15 protein-coding genes are annotated in these 17620 nt (G+C 62.0%); 11 read left to right on the forward strand and 4 right to left on the reverse strand.

Annotation, left to right across the window (positions count from 1 at the left end):
• Positions 1-179: 179 nt before the first annotated feature.
• From gatC to FHW75_RS09265, 6 genes are all read left to right on the forward strand, one after another.
• Positions 180-467 carry an Asp-tRNA(Asn)/Glu-tRNA(Gln) amidotransferase subunit GatC gene (gatC, locus tag FHW75_RS09240; protein ID WP_003255165.1) on the forward strand — a complete coding sequence of 96 codons (288 nt, stop codon included), beginning with the start codon at positions 180-182 and terminating at the stop codon, positions 465-467.
• Positions 468-482: 15 nt separating this feature from the next.
• The gene (gatA, locus tag FHW75_RS09245; RefSeq protein WP_025753792.1) at positions 483-1934 is read left to right on the forward strand and encodes an Asp-tRNA(Asn)/Glu-tRNA(Gln) amidotransferase subunit GatA; all 1452 of its coding nucleotides are present in this window, start codon (positions 483-485) and stop codon (positions 1932-1934) included.
• A gap of 11 nt (positions 1935-1945) precedes the next feature.
• Complete coding sequence (gatB, locus tag FHW75_RS09250) at positions 1946-3391, forward strand: Asp-tRNA(Asn)/Glu-tRNA(Gln) amidotransferase subunit GatB (protein ID WP_016713158.1); 1446 nt, start codon at positions 1946-1948, stop codon at positions 3389-3391.
• Positions 3392-3536: 145 nt separating this feature from the next.
• The gene (locus FHW75_RS09255; RefSeq protein ID WP_019098690.1) at positions 3537-3911 is read left to right on the forward strand and encodes a septal ring lytic transglycosylase RlpA family protein; all 375 of its coding nucleotides are present in this window, start codon (positions 3537-3539) and stop codon (positions 3909-3911) included.
• 60 nt (positions 3912-3971) lie between these two features.
• Entirely contained in the window at positions 3972-5015 is a 1044-nt protein-coding gene (locus tag FHW75_RS09260; RefSeq protein WP_159266700.1) for a calcium/sodium antiporter, read from the forward strand.
• 10 nt (positions 5016-5025) lie between these two features.
• On the forward strand, positions 5026-5397 hold the full coding sequence (locus FHW75_RS09265) for a carboxymuconolactone decarboxylase family protein (protein WP_019098688.1): 372 nt from the start codon (positions 5026-5028) through the stop codon (positions 5395-5397).
• 52 nt (positions 5398-5449) lie between these two features.
• Here FHW75_RS09265 and FHW75_RS09270 read toward each other — a convergent pair whose 3' ends face one another.
• The 4 genes from FHW75_RS09270 to FHW75_RS09285 form a co-directional block, all read right to left on the reverse strand.
• Complete coding sequence (locus tag FHW75_RS09270; RefSeq protein WP_019098687.1) at positions 5450-6808, reverse strand: amino acid permease; 1359 nt, start codon at positions 6806-6808, stop codon at positions 5450-5452.
• Between the two features lie 55 nt (positions 6809-6863).
• Positions 6864-7805: an AEC family transporter gene (locus FHW75_RS09275; RefSeq protein ID WP_025753795.1), complete on the reverse strand. Its 942-nt coding sequence runs from the start codon at positions 7803-7805 to the stop codon at positions 6864-6866.
• 171 nt (positions 7806-7976) lie between these two features.
• Positions 7977-8537 (reverse strand): response regulator transcription factor, encoded by a 561-nt coding sequence (locus tag FHW75_RS09280; RefSeq protein WP_003255244.1) that lies wholly within the window; start codon positions 8535-8537, stop codon positions 7977-7979.
• Positions 8537-9793 (reverse strand): ATP-binding protein, encoded by a 1257-nt coding sequence (locus tag FHW75_RS09285; RefSeq protein ID WP_019098686.1) that lies wholly within the window; start codon positions 9791-9793, stop codon positions 8537-8539. Before FHW75_RS09285 ends, FHW75_RS09280 begins: the two co-directional genes overlap by 1 nt.
• A 202-nt stretch (positions 9794-9995) precedes the next feature.
• Here FHW75_RS09285 and FHW75_RS09290 point away from each other — a divergent pair, with 202 nt between their 5' ends.
• The 5 genes from FHW75_RS09290 (at position 9996) to FHW75_RS09310 (ending at position 17612) form a co-directional block, all read left to right on the forward strand.
• Positions 9996-10712 carry an SIMPL domain-containing protein gene (locus FHW75_RS09290; RefSeq protein WP_016713165.1) on the forward strand — a complete coding sequence of 239 codons (717 nt, stop codon included), beginning with the start codon at positions 9996-9998 and terminating at the stop codon, positions 10710-10712.
• A 338-nt stretch (positions 10713-11050) separates the two neighbouring features.
• On the forward strand, positions 11051-12676 hold the full coding sequence (locus tag FHW75_RS09295) for an ABC transporter substrate-binding protein (RefSeq protein ID WP_025753796.1): 1626 nt from the start codon (positions 11051-11053) through the stop codon (positions 12674-12676).
• Between the two features lie 143 nt (positions 12677-12819).
• On the forward strand, positions 12820-14412 hold the full coding sequence (locus tag FHW75_RS09300) for an ABC transporter substrate-binding protein (RefSeq protein ID WP_019098684.1): 1593 nt from the start codon (positions 12820-12822) through the stop codon (positions 14410-14412).
• 131 nt (positions 14413-14543) lie between these two features.
• The gene (locus FHW75_RS09305; protein ID WP_025753798.1) at positions 14544-15923 is read left to right on the forward strand and encodes an OprD family porin; all 1380 of its coding nucleotides are present in this window, start codon (positions 14544-14546) and stop codon (positions 15921-15923) included.
• A gap of 78 nt (positions 15924-16001) precedes the next feature.
• A complete protein-coding gene (locus FHW75_RS09310; protein WP_019098682.1) occupies positions 16002-17612 on the forward strand; it encodes an ABC transporter substrate-binding protein in 1611 nt (536 codons plus the stop codon).
• Positions 17613-17620: the final 8 nt, after the last annotated feature.

Consider the following 17620-nt stretch of genomic DNA (forward strand, 5'->3'; position numbering starts at 1 on the left):
GGTAAAAAAGTGCGGCAAACTCTAACAATGGCAGGGATTTTGGGCAAGGAGCCAATATGTTAAATTGGCTGTTTTTCCGAGCACGCCAGCAGAAATTCGCGGCCGTTAGACCGTCAGAAAGCTGACATGTTCCTCACTGCGGACCCAAATTCCGTTCTTTGTTTCCCCTGGAGATCCCCATGGCGCTTGAACGCTGCGACGTGGAAAAGATCGCCCATTTGGCCCGCCTGGGCCTGAATGATGGCGAACTGCCACGCATTACTGACGCCCTGAACAGCATTCTCGGGCTGGTTGACCAGATGCAAGCGGTCGATACCACTGGCATCGAACCCCTGGCCCACCCCCTGGAGGCCAGCCAGCGCCTGCGCCCCGACCAGGTCACCGAAAGCAACCAGCGTGATGCCTACCAGGCAATCGCGCCATCGACCGAAAGCGGTCTGTACCTGGTTCCCAAAGTCATCGAGTAAGGGATAGAGCCTGCCATGCATCAATTGACCCTGGCCGAGATCGCCCGCGGACTCGCCGACAAGTCGTTTTCTTCCGAAGAGCTGACCGGCGCCCTGCTGGCGCGCATCAAGCAGCTCGACCCTCAGATCAACAGCTTCATCAGCGTCACCGAAGACCTGGCCCTGGGCCAGGCGCGTGCCGCCGACGCCCGTCGCGCCGCTGGCGAAACCGGCGCGCTGCTGGGTGCCCCCATCGCCCACAAGGACCTGTTCTGCACCAACGGCGTGCGCACCAGCTGCGGCTCGAAGATGCTCGACAACTTCAAGGCGCCGTATGACGCCACCGTGGTCGCCAAGCTGGCCGAAGCCGGTATGGTCACCCTGGGCAAGACCAACATGGACGAATTCGCCATGGGGTCGGCCAACGAATCCAGCCACTACGGCGCGGTGAAGAACCCGTGGAACCTCGAACACGTTCCGGGCGGCTCGTCGGGTGGTTCGGCCGCTGCCGTGGCTGCACGCCTGCTGCCGGCCACCACCGGCACCGACACCGGCGGCTCGATCCGCCAGCCGGCAGCACTGACCAACCTCACCGGTCTCAAGCCGACGTACGGTCGCGTTTCGCGCTGGGGCATGATCGCCTACGCCTCCAGCCTCGACCAGGGTGGCCCGCTGGCCCGCACTGCCGAGGACTGCGCCCTGCTGCTGCAAGGCATGGCCGGTTTCGACGCCAAGGACTCCACCAGCATCGAAGAGCCGGTGCCGGACTACAGCGCCAACCTCAACGCCTCGCTGCAGGGCCTGCGCATCGGCCTGCCGAAGGAATACTTCGGCGCCGGCCTCGACCCGCGCATCGCCGACCTGGTCCAGGCCAGCGTCAAGGAGCTGGAAAAGCTCGGCGCCGTGGTCAAGGAAATCAGCCTGCCGAACATGCAGCACGCCATCCCGGCCTACTACGTGATCGCTCCGGCTGAAGCCTCCTCCAACCTGTCGCGCTTCGACGGCGTGCGCTTCGGCTACCGCTGCGAAGCACCGAAGGACCTCACCGACCTGTACAAGCGCTCCCGTGGCGAAGGCTTCGGCGTTGAAGTACAGCGCCGTATCATGGTTGGTACCTACGCCCTGTCGGCCGGCTACTACGACGCCTACTACGTGAAGGCGCAGCAAATCCGCCGCCTGATCAAGAACGACTTCATGGCCGCCTTCAACGACGTCGACCTGATCCTCGGCCCGACCACGCCAAACCCGGCCTGGAAGCTTGGCGCCAAGAGCAGCGACCCGGTCGCCGCCTACCTGGAAGACGTCTACACCATCACCGCCAACCTGGCGGGCCTGCCGGGCCTGTCGATGCCGGCCGGCTTCGTCGACGGCCTGCCGGTCGGCGTGCAGTTGCTGGCGCCGTACTTCCAGGAAGGTCGCCTGCTCAACGTCGCGCACCGCTACCAGCAAGTGACCGACTGGCACACCCGCGCCCCCAACGGCTTCTGAGGAATTCACACATGCAATGGGAAGTTGTGATCGGGCTGGAAATCCACACTCAGCTCGCCACCCAGTCGAAGATCTTCTCCGGCAGCGCCACCACCTTTGGCTCCGAGCCGAACACCCAGGCCAGCCTGGTTGACTTAGGGATGCCTGGCGTACTGCCGGTGCTGAACCAGGAAGCCGTGCGCATGGCGTGCATGTTCGGCCTGGCCATCGATGCCGAAATCGGCAAGCGCAACGTGTTCGCGCGCAAGAACTACTTTTACCCGGACCTGCCCAAGGGTTACCAGATCAGCCAGATGGACCTGCCGATCGTCGGCAAGGGCCACCTGGACATCGCCTTGGAGGACGGCACCATCAAGCGCATCGGGGTCACCCGCGCGCACCTTGAGGAAGACGCCGGCAAGAGCCTGCACGAAGACTTCAGCGGCTCCACCGGCATTGACCTGAACCGTGCCGGCACACCACTGCTGGAAATCGTCTCCGAGCCGGACATGCGCAGCGCCAAGGAAGCCGTGGCCTACGTCAAGGCCATCCACGCACTGGTGCGCTACCTGGGCATCTGCGACGGCAACATGGCCGAAGGCTCGCTGCGTTGCGACTGCAACGTGTCGATCCGCCCGAAAGGCCAGGCCGAATTCGGCACCCGCTGCGAGATCAAGAACGTCAACTCGTTCCGCTTCATCGAGCGCGCGATCAACAGCGAAATCCAGCGCCAGATCGACCTGATCGAAGACGGCGGCAAGGTGGTGCAAGAAACCCGCCTGTACGACCCGAACAAGGACGAAACCCGCTCCATGCGCAGCAAGGAGGAAGCCAACGACTACCGTTACTTCCCCGACCCGGACCTGCTGCCGGTGGTCATCGAGGACAGCTTCCTCGAAACCGTCCGCGCCGGCCTGCCGGAACTGCCCCCGCAGAAGGTCGAGCGCTTCCAGAGCCAGTACGGCCTGTCGGCCTACGACGCCAACGTGCTGGCGTCCAGCCGCGAACAGGCCGACTACTTCGAAGAAGTGGTCAAGATCGGTGGCGATGCCAAGCTGGCCGCCAACTGGGTCATGGTCGAACTGGGCAGCCTGCTGAACAAGCTGGGTGTCGAAATCGACCAGGCGCCCGTCAGCGCCGCACAACTGGGTGGCATGCTGCTGCGCATCCGCGACAACACCATCAGCGGCAAAATTGCCAAGACCGTGTTCGAGGCCATGGCTGCCGGTGAAGGCGACGCCGACAGCATCATCGAGAGCAAAGGCCTGAAGCAGGTCACCGACACCGGTGCGATCGACAAGATGCTCGACGAGATGCTGGCAGCCAATGCCGAGCAGGTCGAACAGTACCGCGCGGCCGATGAAGCCAAGCGTGGCAAGATGTTCGGCTTCTTCGTTGGCCAGGCAATGAAAGCGTCCAAAGGCAAAGCCAACCCGGGGCAGGTGAACCAATTGCTCAAGGCCAAGCTCGAAGGGTGATTGTTTTACCCCTTTAATGCTGCGAGGGCTTCGCCCTCGTTCGCGGCTAAAGCCGCTCCTACAGGTACGGCGCCGCTCTCAAGGGCTGCGCCGTACCTGTAGGAGCGGCTTTAGCCGCGAATGGCCGCACTGGAGAGCACCTGACTTGCTAAAACGATCCCTCGGCACCCTGGCCCTCTTCGCTTTCCTGGCCGGCTGCGCCAGCCACGACATCGACCCACGCGGTTATGACAAAACCGGAACCGCCTCCTATTACGGTTCACGCCACCACGGCAAACGCACCGCCAGCGGCGAACCCTTCAACCAGCATGGCCTTACCGCCGCCCACCGCAGCCTGCCTTTCGGCACCCGCGTGCTGGTGACCAACCTGGCCAACCAGCGCAGTGTGGTGGTACGCATCAACGACCGTGGCCCACATACCCGCGGCCGGCTGATCGACCTGTCACGCGCCGCCGCAGAAAAAATCGGCATGCTCCGTAGCGGAACAGCGCGCGTGCGAGTACAAGGGCTTAGCGACTGACGCGACAGGAGTCCGACCATTTTCGACCTGGCTACCCTACCCACCTTCAGCCTCCTGCAACTGGGCATCGCCCTGGTGTTGCTGGTGTGCGGCGCCGAGTTGCTGGTGCGCGCCGCGCTGCGCCTGGCCCAGCGTCTTCACGTACGCCCGCTGATCATCGGCCTGAGCCTGGTGGCCTTCGGCAGTACCGCGCCACAACTTACCGTAAGCTTGCAGGCTGCCTACCAGGGCGCGCCGGATGTGGCGGTGGGCAGCGTAATCGGCAGTAATATCTTCAACGTGCTGGTCATTCTTGGCCTGGCCGCGCTGATCATTCCCCTGCGCGTGTCGCGCCAACTGGTGCGCCTGGACATTCCGCTGATGATCATCGCCAGCGGCCTGGTCTATGCGCTGTCTGCCAACGGCCACTTGGGCCGGGTTGAAGGAGGGCTGTTGCTGCTGGGTCTGGGCGGCTACCTGGCGATGCTCTGGCACCAGTCACGCCACTATGCCCGTACCTACCCTGCCCCGGACAGCGCAAAAACCGGTGCCGGGCGTTTCTGGTCCGGCACGCTGCTGCAGGTGCTGGCCGGCCTTGGCTTGCTGAGCCTGGCGGGCCACCTGCTGCTGGAGGCCGCTGTGGAGGTTGCCACCGACCTGGGCCTGTCCGAGCGCATCATTGGCCTTACCGTTGTCGCCATCTGCACCTCCCTGCCTGAACTGGCCGCCGCACTGATTGCCGCCCTGCGCGGCGAACGGGAAATTGCCGTGGGTACAGTGATCGGCAGCAACCTGTTGAACCTGCTGGCTGTATTGGGCCTGACCGCACTCGTCACGCCCGAGCCCCTGTCGATCTCACCCAACGCGCTGTCTTTCGACCTGCCGGTGATGCTTGGCGTTGCGGCACTGAGCCTGCCGGTGTTTTATTCCGGCTATCGCGTCACCCGTGCCGAAGGCCTGGTATTCCTTTGCCTGTACCTGGCTTATGGCCTGCACGTAGCGGCCTTTACCATGGGCATGCCGCTGGCTGGTCGTCTTGAGCATTTGATGCTGTTCTATGTACTGCCGGTACTCGCCATGGTGTTGCTGTTCACCACCGTGCGCGCCTGGCGCCGCCAACACTAAGGAAAACAACATGGCTGATAGCAACAAGACCGGCGAACAGATTCGCCGCCAGGTAATGGGCGATGCATTCGTCGACCGCGCACTGGGCAATGCCACCGACTTTACCCAGCCGCTACAGGACTTTGTCAATGAACATGCCTGGGGCAGCGTATGGGCCCGCGCGGGGCTACCACTGAAGACCCGCAGCCTGATTACCCTGGCCACGCTGACGGCACTCAAGTGCACGCAAGAGCTCAAGGGGCATGTGCGCGGGGCATTGAACAATGGCTGTACGGTGGAGGAGATTCGCGAGGCATTGCTGCATTGCGCAGTGTATGCGGGAGTGCCGGCGGCGATTGATGCCTTCAGGGCGGCACAGGAAGTGATCGACAGCTATCAGTAGTTGCCTGTACCGGCCTCTTCGCGGACAAACCCGCCAAGAGGCCGGCACTGTCTTACCTGGCTTGGCGAGCCTTCTTCATCTTGAAGGCCACCCACAGCACCAGGATCCACCCCGGGATCAGCATCACCGAGATGCGGATCGGCGGCGTCAGGTACATCACCACCAGAATCAGCACGATGAACGCCAGGCACAGGTAGTTGGTCAACGGGTGCCCCCAGCTCTTGTAGAACGGGGTAATGCCGGCGGCCAGCTTGGCCTTTCGGAATTTCAGGTGGGTAATACTGATGCTCGCCCAGTTGATGACCAATGCCGACACCGCCAGGGCCATCAGCAAGCCAAAGGCCTCACCCGGCATCAGGTAGTTGATCACCACGCACAGGCCGGTCGCAAAGGCCGAAACACCCAATGCAGTCAGCGGCACACCGCTGCGGCTCACTTTCAGCAATTGACGCGGCGCGTCACCCTGGCTGGCCAGGCCGAACAGCATGCGGCTGTTGGCATACACACAGCTGTTGTAGACCGACAGCGCGGCCGTCAGCACCACGATGTTGAGGATGGTCGCTACCAGGTCGCTGTCCAGCTCGTGGAAGATCATCACGAACGGGCTGCCGCCCTGCACCACCTTCTGCCACGGGTACAGCGACAGCAGCACCGCCAGGGCACCGATGTAGAAGATCAGGATGCGGTAAACCACCTGGTTGGTGGCCTTGGGAATGCTCTGGCGAGGGTTGTCAGCCTCGGCAGCGGTGATACCCACCAGCTCCAGGCCACCGAACGAGAACATGATCACCGCCAGCGCCATCACCAGGCCAGTGACACCGTTAGGAAAGAAGCCGCCGTATTGCCACAGGTTGGCCACGCTGGCATCCGGGCCGCCATGGCCGCTGCTCAACAGCCAGGCGCCAAAGCCGATCATGCTGACGATGGCGACCACCTTGACCAGGGCGAACCAGAACTCCATCTCGCCGTAGACTTTTACCTGGGTCAGGTTGATGAGGTTGATCACCACGAAGAAGATCGCTGCCGTGGCCCAGGTCGGGAACTCTGGCCACCAGTACTGCACGTAGATGCCCACCGCAGTCAGCTCGGCCATGCCGACCAGCACGTACACCACCCAGTAGTTCCAGCCCGACACGAAGCCGGCGAACTCGCTCCAGTACTGGTGGGCGAAGTGACTGAAGCTGCCGGCGACCGGCTCTTCCACCACCATTTCGCCCAACTGGCGCATGATCAGGAAAGCCATCAGGCCGGCGATGGCATAGCCCAGCAGGACGGAAGGGCCTGCCAGCTGGATGGTCTGGGCGATGCCCAGGAACAAACCGGTGCCGATGGCCCCGCCCAGCGCGATCAACTGGATATGGCGATTCTTCAGCCCGCGCTGTAACCGCTCGGGCGTGCTCTGGTCTTGCATGAAGTGTCCTTTAGCTCAGTGAGGCTGTGTTTTTGTGTTGTTTGCAGTCAAGGATCTAGATCCATCCGCCCCACTGCAAGATGAAAATGCCGATATTGGTGGTGATCGCCGCCATTAGCGTGGTAATCACGATGATCGACGCTGCCAGCTCATGGTTACCATTGGCCGCTCGCGCCATCACATAGCTGGCGGCTGCGGTCGGGCTGCCAATGTACAGGAACAGGATACCCAGCTCCGCCCCCCGGAAACCGCACAACCATGCACCGAGGGTACCGAGCAGTGGCAGCCAGACCATCTTCACCAGGCTGGCATCGATGGCCAGCCTGCCACTGTCGCGCAACGCCGCCAGCGACAGTGTGCCGCCAATGCAGATGAGCGCCAGCGGCAGGGTCATCTGCGCCAGGTAATCGCCCGAGGTCAGCAGCCAGTTGGGCAGCGGCACCTGGCCGTAGGCCATGGGCGTGGCGACCAAAACGCTGATGATCAACGGGTTGCTGAAAATGCTCTTGCAGATGCTCCACGGGTCGGACTTGAGGTCCGGGCTGTACACCGCCAGTACCACTGCCGACAGCGAGTTGTACATGAGGATGACCAGGCCGGCGAGCACCGCCCCCAAGGAGATACCATAGTCACCGTACAGGCTGGCGGCCAAGGCCAGGCCGATCACGCCGTTGTTGCCGCGAAACGCGCCCTGGGTATAGATGCCTCGCTCTGCCAGCGGGCTGCGCCAGATGGCCAGGCCCCAGGCGATGGCGAAACCGACCAGAGTGGCGACGATGAAGTAGAGGATGACACCCGGTTTTACCGCTGAGGCCAGGTCGGCGTGGTAGATGCCGAGGAACAGCAGCGCCGGCATGCAGACGTTGAACACCAGTTGCGAGGCGACGCGGTTGAAGTTGTCATCGATCAGATGGATGCGTTTGAGCAGTACGCCCATGAACAGCATGGCGAAGACCGGTGCCGTGATGTTCAGCGTCTGGATAAGAAGGGCGAGCATGCGCAAGCGATCCTGGAGGGGGGTTGCCGTTAGGGGGCTAATGATACGCCAACGGCTGGGATTTGCGGGGATCGAGCGTGATAAAAGGAATTGTCTTTGAGATTATCCAATGCCTGTACCGGCCTCTTCGCGGGCGTGCCCGCGAAGAGGCCGGTACAGGCCCTGCAAGAATCAGCGCCGAACCGGCCGCTTCTGCAATTTGCGCTGCAAGGTACGCCGGTGCATGCCCAGCGCCCGTGCAGTGGCCGAGATGTTGCCCTCGTGCTCATTCAATACGCGCTGGATATGCTCCCACTGCAGGCGGTCGACCGACATCGGGTTTTCTGGCACCAGGGTATCCAGGTCGGTGTGCTCCGACAACAGCGCCGCCAACACGTCATCGGCGTCGGCCGGTTTGCACAGGTAGTTGCAGGCGCCCCGCTTCACCGCCTCCACCGCCGTGGCAATACTCGAGTAACCGGTCAGGATCACCACGCGCATTTCCGGGTCCAGCTCCAGCAGCTTGGGCAGCAGCACCAGGCCCGAGTCGCCGTCCATCTTCAGGTCCAGCGTGGCGTAGTCCGGCAGGTCCTGCTGGGCCAGGATCAAGCCCTCCTCGGCAGAACTGGCAGTGCTCACGCGGAAACCGCGGCGGCTCATGGCTCGGGCCATGACCCGGGTGAAGGTGGCATCGTCGTCCACCAGCAGCAGGTGCGGCAGCTCTTCGCTTTCGACCTGGTTTTCTTCGCTCATCATTCATCTCCTCGCTTGCCATAGGGCAGGCGCAGTTCGGTCAGGGTGCCACCCTGTTCATGACTATAGAGTTTCACCGAACCGCCCGCACGGGTCACGCTGGCCTTGCTCAAGAACAGGCCAAGGCCGAAGCCTTTGCCCTTGGTGGTAATGAAGGGTTTGCCGATGGCTTCGGCAATGGCCGGCGGCACGCCCGGGCCGTGGTCGCGGATGCTGATGACGATGTCGTGGGCATCCCAGTCCAGGCGCACTTCCAGGTCATCGGGGCAGGCATCGGCGGCATTGTTCAACAGGTTCAGCAACGCCTGGGTCAGGTCCGGTGGCGGCGTCAGGCGCGGCACTTTGCCGTCGCGCAGGCGCTGGAAGCGGTAACTGGCTTCCGGGCGCATCAGGTGCCAGCGGTTCAGCGCCTCGTCCAGCCAGGCAGTCACGTCCTGCTCCACGATCGCCAGGCGGCGGTTGGCTTCGGCGGCGCGCACCAGCTGCTGCAAAGTCTCTTTACACAGTTTTACCTGGTCCTGAAGGATCTGCAGGTCTTCTTGCAGCAACGGGTCAGCGTGGTCTTGGCGCATTTCATTCAGTAGCACGCTCATGGTCGCCAACGGCGTGCCCAGTTCATGGGCGGCGCCAGCGGCCTGGGTGGCCACGGCCAGTAGCTGCTCGTCTCGCAGGCTTTCTTCCCTGCGCTCGGAACGCAGTTGCTCCTGGCGGCGCAGCTCTTCGGCCATGCGCGCAGCAAAGAAGGTGATCACCGCCGCGGCCAGGGCAATACTGAGCCACATGCCGTACACCTGCATTTTGTCCCGCGCCATCGGCAGGCCTTCGAGCGGGTAGAACTGTACCAGCAGCAGGCTGTAGGCCGTCAGGGCAATGCCCGAAAGAATCAGCGAATACAGCCACGGCAAAGTCACCGCAGCAATCGCCAGCGGTACCAGGTAATACGACACGAACGGGTTGGTCGAGCCACCGGAGTAATACAGCAAGGCACTGTGGATCAGCAGGTCGCAGGCCAGCTGCAGGGCATATTCCATTTCGGTGACCGGCAGCGACAGGCGCAGGCGCAGGGCCGTGAAGGCGCACAGCAGCGAGGACAAGGCCAAGGTGCCAGCCAGCGACAGCCAAGGTAAAGGCAGCAGTTCGGTCCAGTAGGCAACGCCCACGGAGCCTGCCTGGGCAGCCAGGACCAGGACCCGAATGACGGTCAGGCGCCAGAGGTTCTGGCGGGTAGCAGACAGCGGTTGTTCGGCGGCGAGCATGAGCTCTCCTGATGAGTGCTCCAGAAAAATCGGCTGGAGTATACCGAAGCCGGGCGCCTCGCTGCAGCGATGCGGCAAAGCGCCACACTTTGTCACAGGTTCATGATGGCACTTTTGAACCCACTACACTGTTGCCGGTCACATGGGCCATGCGTGGAATGGATGACCAGACCCCACGCCTTTTATTGCCAAGGAGTACCACATGCAAATCCCTCGTCGCGGCGCCGCCCTTGTCCTGTCTTGCGGCCTGCTCGCCAGCCTGCCGGTGCTGGCTGCCGATGAACCGCGTTACAACCAGGTATCGCTGCGTGCCGAAGTCAGCAAGGAAGTGGCGCGTGACCTGATGGTCGTGACCCTGTACAGCGAAGCGCAGAACACCGACCCGGGCAAGCTCGCCAAGCAGATCACCGAAACCATGAACAAGGCCGTGCAGCAGTCGCGCCAGGTCAAGGACGTGAAGATCAGCCAGGGCAGCCGCAACAGCTACCCGGTCTATGACAGCAAGGGCCAGAAGATCACCGGCTGGCGCGAGCGCGCCGAGCTGCGCCTGGAAAGCGCCAACTTCCCGGCCCTGTCCCAGCTTACCGCCGACCTGCTGCAAGAACTGAAAATGGGCGGCATGGACTTCTCCATTGCCCCGGCCACACGCAAGGCCAGCGAGGATGCACTGCTCAAGGACGCAGTCGATGCCTTCAAGGCGCGTGCGCAACTGGCCACCGAGGCGCTGGGCGGCAAGGGCTACAAAGTGGTCAGCCTGAACCTCAACAGCAGCGGCTACCCGCGCCCGTACCTGCGTAGCGCACCGATGGCAATGAAGGCCATGGGGGCTGACGAGGCGGCGCCAGCGCCGGATATCGAGGCGGGTACCAGTGAAGTGAGCATGAATGCCGATGGCTTGATCGAAGTGCAGATGCCGTAAAAGCTACGAACTCGCTGTGGGAGCGGCCTTGCCGGGGCGCTCCCACAAAGACCGCGCCCACCTTCAATTTTGCGATTTCAGACATTTCCTACGCACCACTAAGGTGCTTCCTACATTTAATCCCGCCTCGAAACATCCTGCAAAATGCCATCATTTTGCCTGCGCAAACGTTTAACTTCGTCGAAAGTTATACCGATGCGACATCCATGTACGAACGTACCACCTTTCTGACGCCAACTATCCTTCTACCTGTTGCATTGGGAACATCCCCTGCATAAGTATCCGCAGGTCGGCTCACGAGGCCACCTCATCCGAAAAATGACAACAATGAGGCCACCATGCTCAAACACGCAGTCATTCCGTTCCTGCTGGGTGCAGGCTTGCTCACCGGCGCACCGTCGGCGCTTGCCGCGTCCAACCTGGTGTTCTGCTCCGAAGGCAGCCCGGCCGGTTTCGACCCGGGGCAATACACCACCGGGACCGACTTCGACGCCTCGGCCGAGACCGTGTTCAACCGCCTGACCCAGTTCGAACGCGGCGGTACAGCAGTCATCCCGGGCCTGGCGACCAAATGGGAAGTGTCCGACGACGGCAAGACCTACACCTTCCACCTGCGTGAAGGCGTCAAGTTCCACACCACCGACTACTTCAAGCCCTCCCGCCCCTTCAACGCCGACGACGTGCTGTTCACCTTCAACCGCATGCTCGACAAGGACCACCCGTTCCGCAAGGCCTACCCCACCGAGTTCCCGTACTTCACCGACATGGGCATGGACAAGAACATCGCCAAGGTTGAGAAACTCGACGAGCACACGGTGAAGTTCACCCTCAACGAAGTCGACGCCGCGTTCATCCAGAACCTGGCCATGAGTTTCGCCTCCATCCAGTCCGCCGAATACGCTGACCAGTTGCTGAACAACGGCAAGGCGGCCGACATCAACCAGAAGCCGATCGGTACCGGCCCGTTCGTGTTCAGCAAGTATCAGAAAGACGCGCAGATCCGCTTCAAGGGCAACAAGGACTACTGGCAGCCCGATGATGTGAAGATCGACAACCTGATCTTCGCCATCACCACCGACGCCTCGGTGCGCATGCAGAAGCTGAAGAAGAACGAGTGCCAGGTCACCCTGTTCCCCCGCCCGGCCGACATCGAGCCGCTAAAGGCCGACAAGAACCTGCAAATGCCACAGCAGGCCGGCTTCAACCTCGGCTACATCGCCTACAACGTGATGGACAAGATCAAGGGCAGCAATGAGGCCAACCCGATGGCGCAGCTGAAAGTGCGCCAGGCGCTGGACATGGCGGTGGACAAGAAGAAGATCATCGAGTCGGTCTATCAGGGCGCCGGCCAGTTGGCCGTCAACGCCATGCCGCCGACCCAGTGGTCGTATGACGACAGCATCAAGGATGCGCCATACGACCCCGAAAAGGCCAAGCAACTGCTCAAGGAAGCCGGCATCAAGGAAGGTACTGAAATCACCCTGTGGGCCATGCCCGTGCAACGCCCTTACAACCCCAATGCCAAGCTGATGGCCGAGATGTTGCAATCGGACTGGGCCAAGATCGGCATCAAGGCAAAAATCGTCAGCTACGAATGGGGCGAGTACATCAAACGCTCCAAAGGCGGCGAACAGGGCGCGATGCTGATTGGCTGGAGCGGCGACAACGGCGACCCGGACAACTGGCTGGGCACCCTTTACGGCTGCGATGCGGTCGATGGCAACAACTTCTCCAAATGGTGCTTCAAGCCCTACGACGACCTGATCAAGCAGGCCAAGGCCACCTCCGACCAGGCCAAGCGCACCGAGCTGTACCAGAAAGCACAGCACATACTCAAGGAGCAGGTACCGATCACCCCGATCGCCCACTCCACCGTGTACCAGCCAATGAGCGCCAAGGTGAAGGACTTCAAGATCAGCCCGTTTGCGCTGAACTCCTTCTATGGCGTCAGCGTGGAAAAATAGGGTAACTGCGGCACCCGCACAATAGCGGGTGCCTTCCCCCATCACCTCTTCATGTCGTCCTGCGGCTACCCGCCGCGGGGTAGGCGAACTGTTGCCGTCATTCGTACCCCGAGGCGGTGCAAACAGATGAAAAAGGACTCGCCATGCGCCACGCTACTTGCCTATCGACCCTGCTAGCCCTCGGACTGCTCAGCCAATCCCCGGCCCTGCTGGCCAACAACCTGGTGTTCTGCTCCGAAGGCAGCCCTGCCGGCTTCGACACCGCCCAGTACACCACCGCCACCGACAACGACGCCGCCGAACCGATCTACAACCGCCTGGTGGAGTTCGAGCGCGGCGGGACCGCCGTACACCCTGCCCTGGCGACGCACTGGGAGGTATCGGACGATGGCCTGCAGTACACCTTCCACCTGCGCGAAGGGGTGAAGTTCCACAGCAACAAGGCCTTTAGCCCGAGCCGTGACTTCAACGCCGACGACGTGCTGTTCACGTTCAATCGCATGCTCGACAAGGGCCATCCGTTCCGCAAGGCCTACCCCACCGAATTTCCCTATTTCATCAGCATGGGCCTGGACAAGAACATCGCCAAGGTGGAGAAACTCGACGAGCACACGGTGAAGTTCACCCTCAACGAAGTCGACGCCGCGTTCATCCAGAACCTGGCCATGAGTTTCGCCTCCATCCTCTCTGCCGAATACGCCAACCAACTGATGGCCAGCGGTCGCCCCAGCGACATCAACCAGCAGCCCATCGGCACCGGGCCGTTCGTGTTCCAGCGTTACCAGAAGGATTCGCAGATCCGCTACAAGGGCAACAAGGATTACTGGGCACCGAATGAAGTGAAGATCGACAACCTGGTGTTCTCGATCAACATCGACCCCTCAGTGCGTATCCAGAAGCTGCGCCGCAACGAATGCCAGGTCACCCTGCACCCACGCCCGGCCGACCTGCCGGCACTCAAGGCCGACAACAAGCTGCAGGTGCTGCAGCAGCCGGGCTTCAACCTCGGCTACATCGCCTACAACACCCAGCACCCGCCATTCGACCGCCTGGAAGTACGCCAGGCGATGGACATGGCGGTGAATAAGACAGCCATCATCCAGGCGGTGTATCAGGACTCCGGCCAACAGGCGGTCAACGCCATGCCGCCCACCCAGTGGTCCTATGACGAAAGCCTCAAGGACGCACCCTACGACCCGGAAAAGGCCAAACAGCTGCTCCAGCAGGCAGGGGTCAAGCCTGGCACCGAGGTAACCCTGTGGGCCATGCCCGTACAGCGCCCGTACAACCCTAACGCCAAGCTGATGGCTGAAATGCTCCAGGCCGACTGGAGCAAGCTCGGCTTCAAGGTGCGCATCGTCAGCTATGAATGGGGCGAGTACATCAAGCGCATGAAAAGCGGCGAGCACGACATCGCCCTGATCGGCTGGACCGGTGACAACGGCGACCCGGACAACTGGCTGGGCACCCTCTACAGCTGCGATGCCATCGGCAGCAACAACTACTCGCTGTGGTGCGACCCGCAGTACGACAGCCTGGTCAAGCAAGCCAAGCAGGTTACCGACCGCACCCAGCGCACCGCCCTGTACCAGCAGGCCCAGCAGCGGTTGAAGCAACAGGTGCCGATTACCCCGGTTGCGCATTCCACGATTAACCAACCGCTCAGCGTCAAGGTTTCCCAGTTCAAGGTCAGCCCGTTTGGGCGCAATGATTTTTCCGGTGTGAGTGTTGATTAAGCGTTAGCCAGTACCGGCCAACACAACGCCCCCGATTTAGCCCGGTGATCCCGCGGCAACCCTGGCAACACCGCAACAACCATCCGGCCCACAAGGCCGGCAATAACTAGAAAAGAATGGGAGCTTCAACCTTGAGAGTATTCACCTTGACCGCACTGGCTTTATCCATCAGTGCCTTATCCACCGTGGCGCAGGCCGACCCGCAAAGCCAGGAATACATTCCACTCACCCTCAAAGCCAGCAGCGAGCAGGCACAAGCCAGCGGCTTCATCGACGGCCAGAGCCTGTCCGGCACCACGCGCAACTGGTACGCCCGCGAGCGCGCCGCCCGCGCCCCGCTGTGGCGCTACTACAAAAGCGACGGCACCCGCCACGCCACCCACAGCCGCGAAAACTGGCTGCAGGGCACCATCCTCAACTACAGCTCCGGCTTCACCCAAGGCACCGTAGGCTTTGCCGTCGAGGCCGCCGGCTATAACGCCATCGCCCTGCAACAGAGCCGCCAGGCCGTCGCCGGCCCCAACAACCGCACGCTCACCCACAGCGATGGCGACCCCATCGGCCAGTGGAGCAAGCTGGGCTTGGGCAATATCAAGGCGCGCGTGTCCAACACCACCCTTACCCTCGGCCGTCAGTCGGTGGACACGCCGATGATCGCCTACATCGGCAACCGCGCCCTGCCGTCGAGTTTCCAGGGTGCGTTCCTGCACAGCGCCGAGTTCGAAAATCTCAGCTTCGACGCGGGCACCTTCGACCGCGTCTCGCCGCGTACCGAGCAAAGCCTCAGCAAATTCCGCAGCGAATACAGCGCCACCGGCGTAGAAACCGACCGCGCCAGTACCGCCGGCATCAACTACCAGCCGTTCAAGAGCCTGAGCACCAGCCTGTACGCCACCAAGGTCGACGACTTCTGGAACCAGTACTACTTCGGCGCCAACCACATGCTGGGCGACAGCGCGGTACTCAGCCTGAGCACCGGCCTGAACTACTACAAGACCGTAGACGCCGGCAGCCAGAAAATGGGCAAGATCGACAACGACGTCTACAGCCTGTCGCTCGACCTGACCCATCAGGCCCACACCCTCGGTGCCTCCTGGCAGCAGGTCAACGGCAACGAGTACTTCGACTACCTGCACGAGACCAACGGCATCTACCTGGCCAACTCGCTGCTGTCGGACTTCAACGGCCCCAACGAAAAATCGCTGAAGATCTCCTACGTACTGAACATGGCGCCCTATGGCGTGCCGGGCCTGAAGTTCAACCTGTACAACGCCCGTGGCTGGGGTATCGACGGCACCCATTACCGTGGCACGGCCTACGACGTGAATGGCCTGGACGGCGAAAACCACTACGAGTGGGGCATCGGCACCAGCTATGCGGTGCAAAGCGGGCCGCTGAAAGACACCAGCATCCGCGCCACCTATACCGCGCACCGCGCCAGCAAGGCACAAGGTGACGGCAGCCTCGACGAGTTCCGGGTGGTGACCACCATTCCATTCAACATTCTCTGACCGCTGGCGCCACGGCCCGTTTCGCTGCGGGCCGTGGCAGCTACGCTGGAATCAATGCAAGCCGGGAGTCCGTGACCCATGCAGAGCGCTTTCATCAAATCGATACCGTTACGCCTTGCCCTGGCCGCGCTGGTGCTGAGCAGCGCCACGCAGCTAGCGGCCAAACCGCTGGTGGTGTGTACCGAGGCCAGCCCGGAAGGGTTCGACGTTGTGCAGTACACCACCGGCGTCACGTTCGATGCCACCGCCGAAACGCTGTTCAATCGCCTGGTCGACTTCAAGCCAGGTACAACCGACATCGAGCCAGCGCTGGCCGAACGCTGGGACATTTCCCCAGACGGCCTGACCTACACCTTCCATTTGCGTCAGGGCGTCAAATTCCACAGCACCGACTACTTCACCCCCACGCGCACGTTCAACGCCGACGATGTGCTATGGAGCCTGCGCCGTCAGCTCGACCCTGCGCACCCTTGGCATGACAAGACCAGTGTCGGTTACCCGTATTTCGAAAGCATGGCCTTCAAGAGCCTGCTCAAGTCGGTGGACAAGACTGACGACCACACCGTGGTGATCACCCTCACCCGGGCCGAAGCACCGTTCCTGCGCGACATGGCCATGGGCTTCACGTCGATCTATTCCGCCGAATACGGCGACCAGTTGCTCAAGGCCGGTAAAACCGCCGAGCTGAACAGCAAGCCGATCGGCACCGGCCCGTTCATCTTCCAGCGCTACAACAAGGACGCCCAGGTCCGCTTCAAGCCCAACCCGGACTACTTCCGGGGCAAACCGCCGGCCGATGCCCTGGTGTTCGCCATCGCGACCGACAGCAACGTGCGCCTGCAGAAGTTGCGCGCCAACGAGTGCCAGATCGCGCTGTACCCCAAGCCGGAAGACGTACCGGCGATCAAGGCCGCCCCCAGGCTCAAGGTGGCCGAGACCGAAGCGCTGGTCACCGGCTACATCGCCATGAATACCGAGCACAAATACCTCAGCGATGTGCGCGTGCGCAAAGCCATCGACATGGCCTTCGACCGCCAGGCCCACGTTGACCAGCTTTTTGGCAAAGGCAATGCGCTGGTCGGCGTGAACCCTTATCCACCGACCATGATCGGTTACAACACCCGTAACCAGAACCCGCCACGCGACCTCGACAAGGCGCGCGCGCTGCTCAAGGAAGCTGGCGTGCCGCAGGGCACGGTGATCACGCTGTTCACCCGCAACGGCGGCGGCATGACCAATCCTAACCCGCGGCTCTCCGCCGAAATGCTGCAGGCTGACCTGAAGCAGATCGGCCTGAAGCTGGATATCCGCGTGATGGAGTGGGCCGAAATGCTGCGCCGCGCCAAAAAGGGCGAAGCCGACCTGGTGTCTACCGGCTGGGCCGGCGACAACGGCGACCCCGATAACTTCCTCACCCCGCTGCTGAGCTGCGAAGCGGCGAAGAACGGCGAAAACTACGCCCGCTGGTGCAACCCGAAATTCCAGGAGCTGATCACCCGCGCCCGCGAAGTGATCAACGACGACGAACGTGCAAGGCTCTATAGCGAGGCATTGAAGGTGTACGATGACGACCAACCCTGGATCAGCATGGCCCACCCCAAGGTGTTCGTGGCCATGCGTGACAACGTGGAGGGCTACGTGATCAGCCCTCTGACCAAAAATAACTTCGCCACCACCAAGGTGAAGTAGAACAACTA

The organism is Pseudomonas sp. OG7 (genome assembly GCF_014192825.1).
GTDB lineage: Bacteria > Pseudomonadota > Gammaproteobacteria > Pseudomonadales > Pseudomonadaceae > Aquipseudomonas > Aquipseudomonas monteilii.

Bases quoted from the DNA above. Each gene is read 5' to 3' on its own strand.
- FHW75_RS09265 (WP_019098688.1), top strand. From the start codon at position 5,026: ATGGCTGATAGCAACAAGACCGGCGAACAGATTCGCCGCCAGGTAATG.
- gatC (WP_003255165.1), top strand. From the start codon at position 180: ATGGCGCTTGAACGCTGCGACGTGGAAAAGATCGCCCATTTGGCCCGC.
- FHW75_RS09290 (WP_016713165.1), top strand. From the start codon at position 9,996: ATGCAAATCCCTCGTCGCGGCGCCGCCCTTGTCCTGTCTTGCGGCCTG.
- FHW75_RS09285 (WP_019098686.1), bottom strand. From the start codon at position 9,793: ATGCTCGCCGCCGAACAACCGCTGTCTGCTACCCGCCAGAACCTCTGG.
- FHW75_RS09295 (WP_025753796.1), top strand. From the start codon at position 11,051: ATGCTCAAACACGCAGTCATTCCGTTCCTGCTGGGTGCAGGCTTGCTC.
- FHW75_RS09275 (WP_025753795.1), bottom strand. From the start codon at position 7,805: ATGCTCGCCCTTCTTATCCAGACGCTGAACATCACGGCACCGGTCTTC.
- FHW75_RS09270 (WP_019098687.1), bottom strand. From the start codon at position 6,808: ATGCAAGACCAGAGCACGCCCGAGCGGTTACAGCGCGGGCTGAAGAAT.
- FHW75_RS09310 (WP_019098682.1), top strand. From the start codon at position 16,002: ATGCAGAGCGCTTTCATCAAATCGATACCGTTACGCCTTGCCCTGGCC.
- gatB (WP_016713158.1), top strand. From the start codon at position 1,946: ATGCAATGGGAAGTTGTGATCGGGCTGGAAATCCACACTCAGCTCGCC.
- gatA (WP_025753792.1), top strand. From the start codon at position 483: ATGCATCAATTGACCCTGGCCGAGATCGCCCGCGGACTCGCCGACAAG.
- FHW75_RS09280 (WP_003255244.1), bottom strand. From the start codon at position 8,537: ATGAGCGAAGAAAACCAGGTCGAAAGCGAAGAGCTGCCGCACCTGCTG.
- FHW75_RS09300 (WP_019098684.1), top strand. From the start codon at position 12,820: ATGCGCCACGCTACTTGCCTATCGACCCTGCTAGCCCTCGGACTGCTC.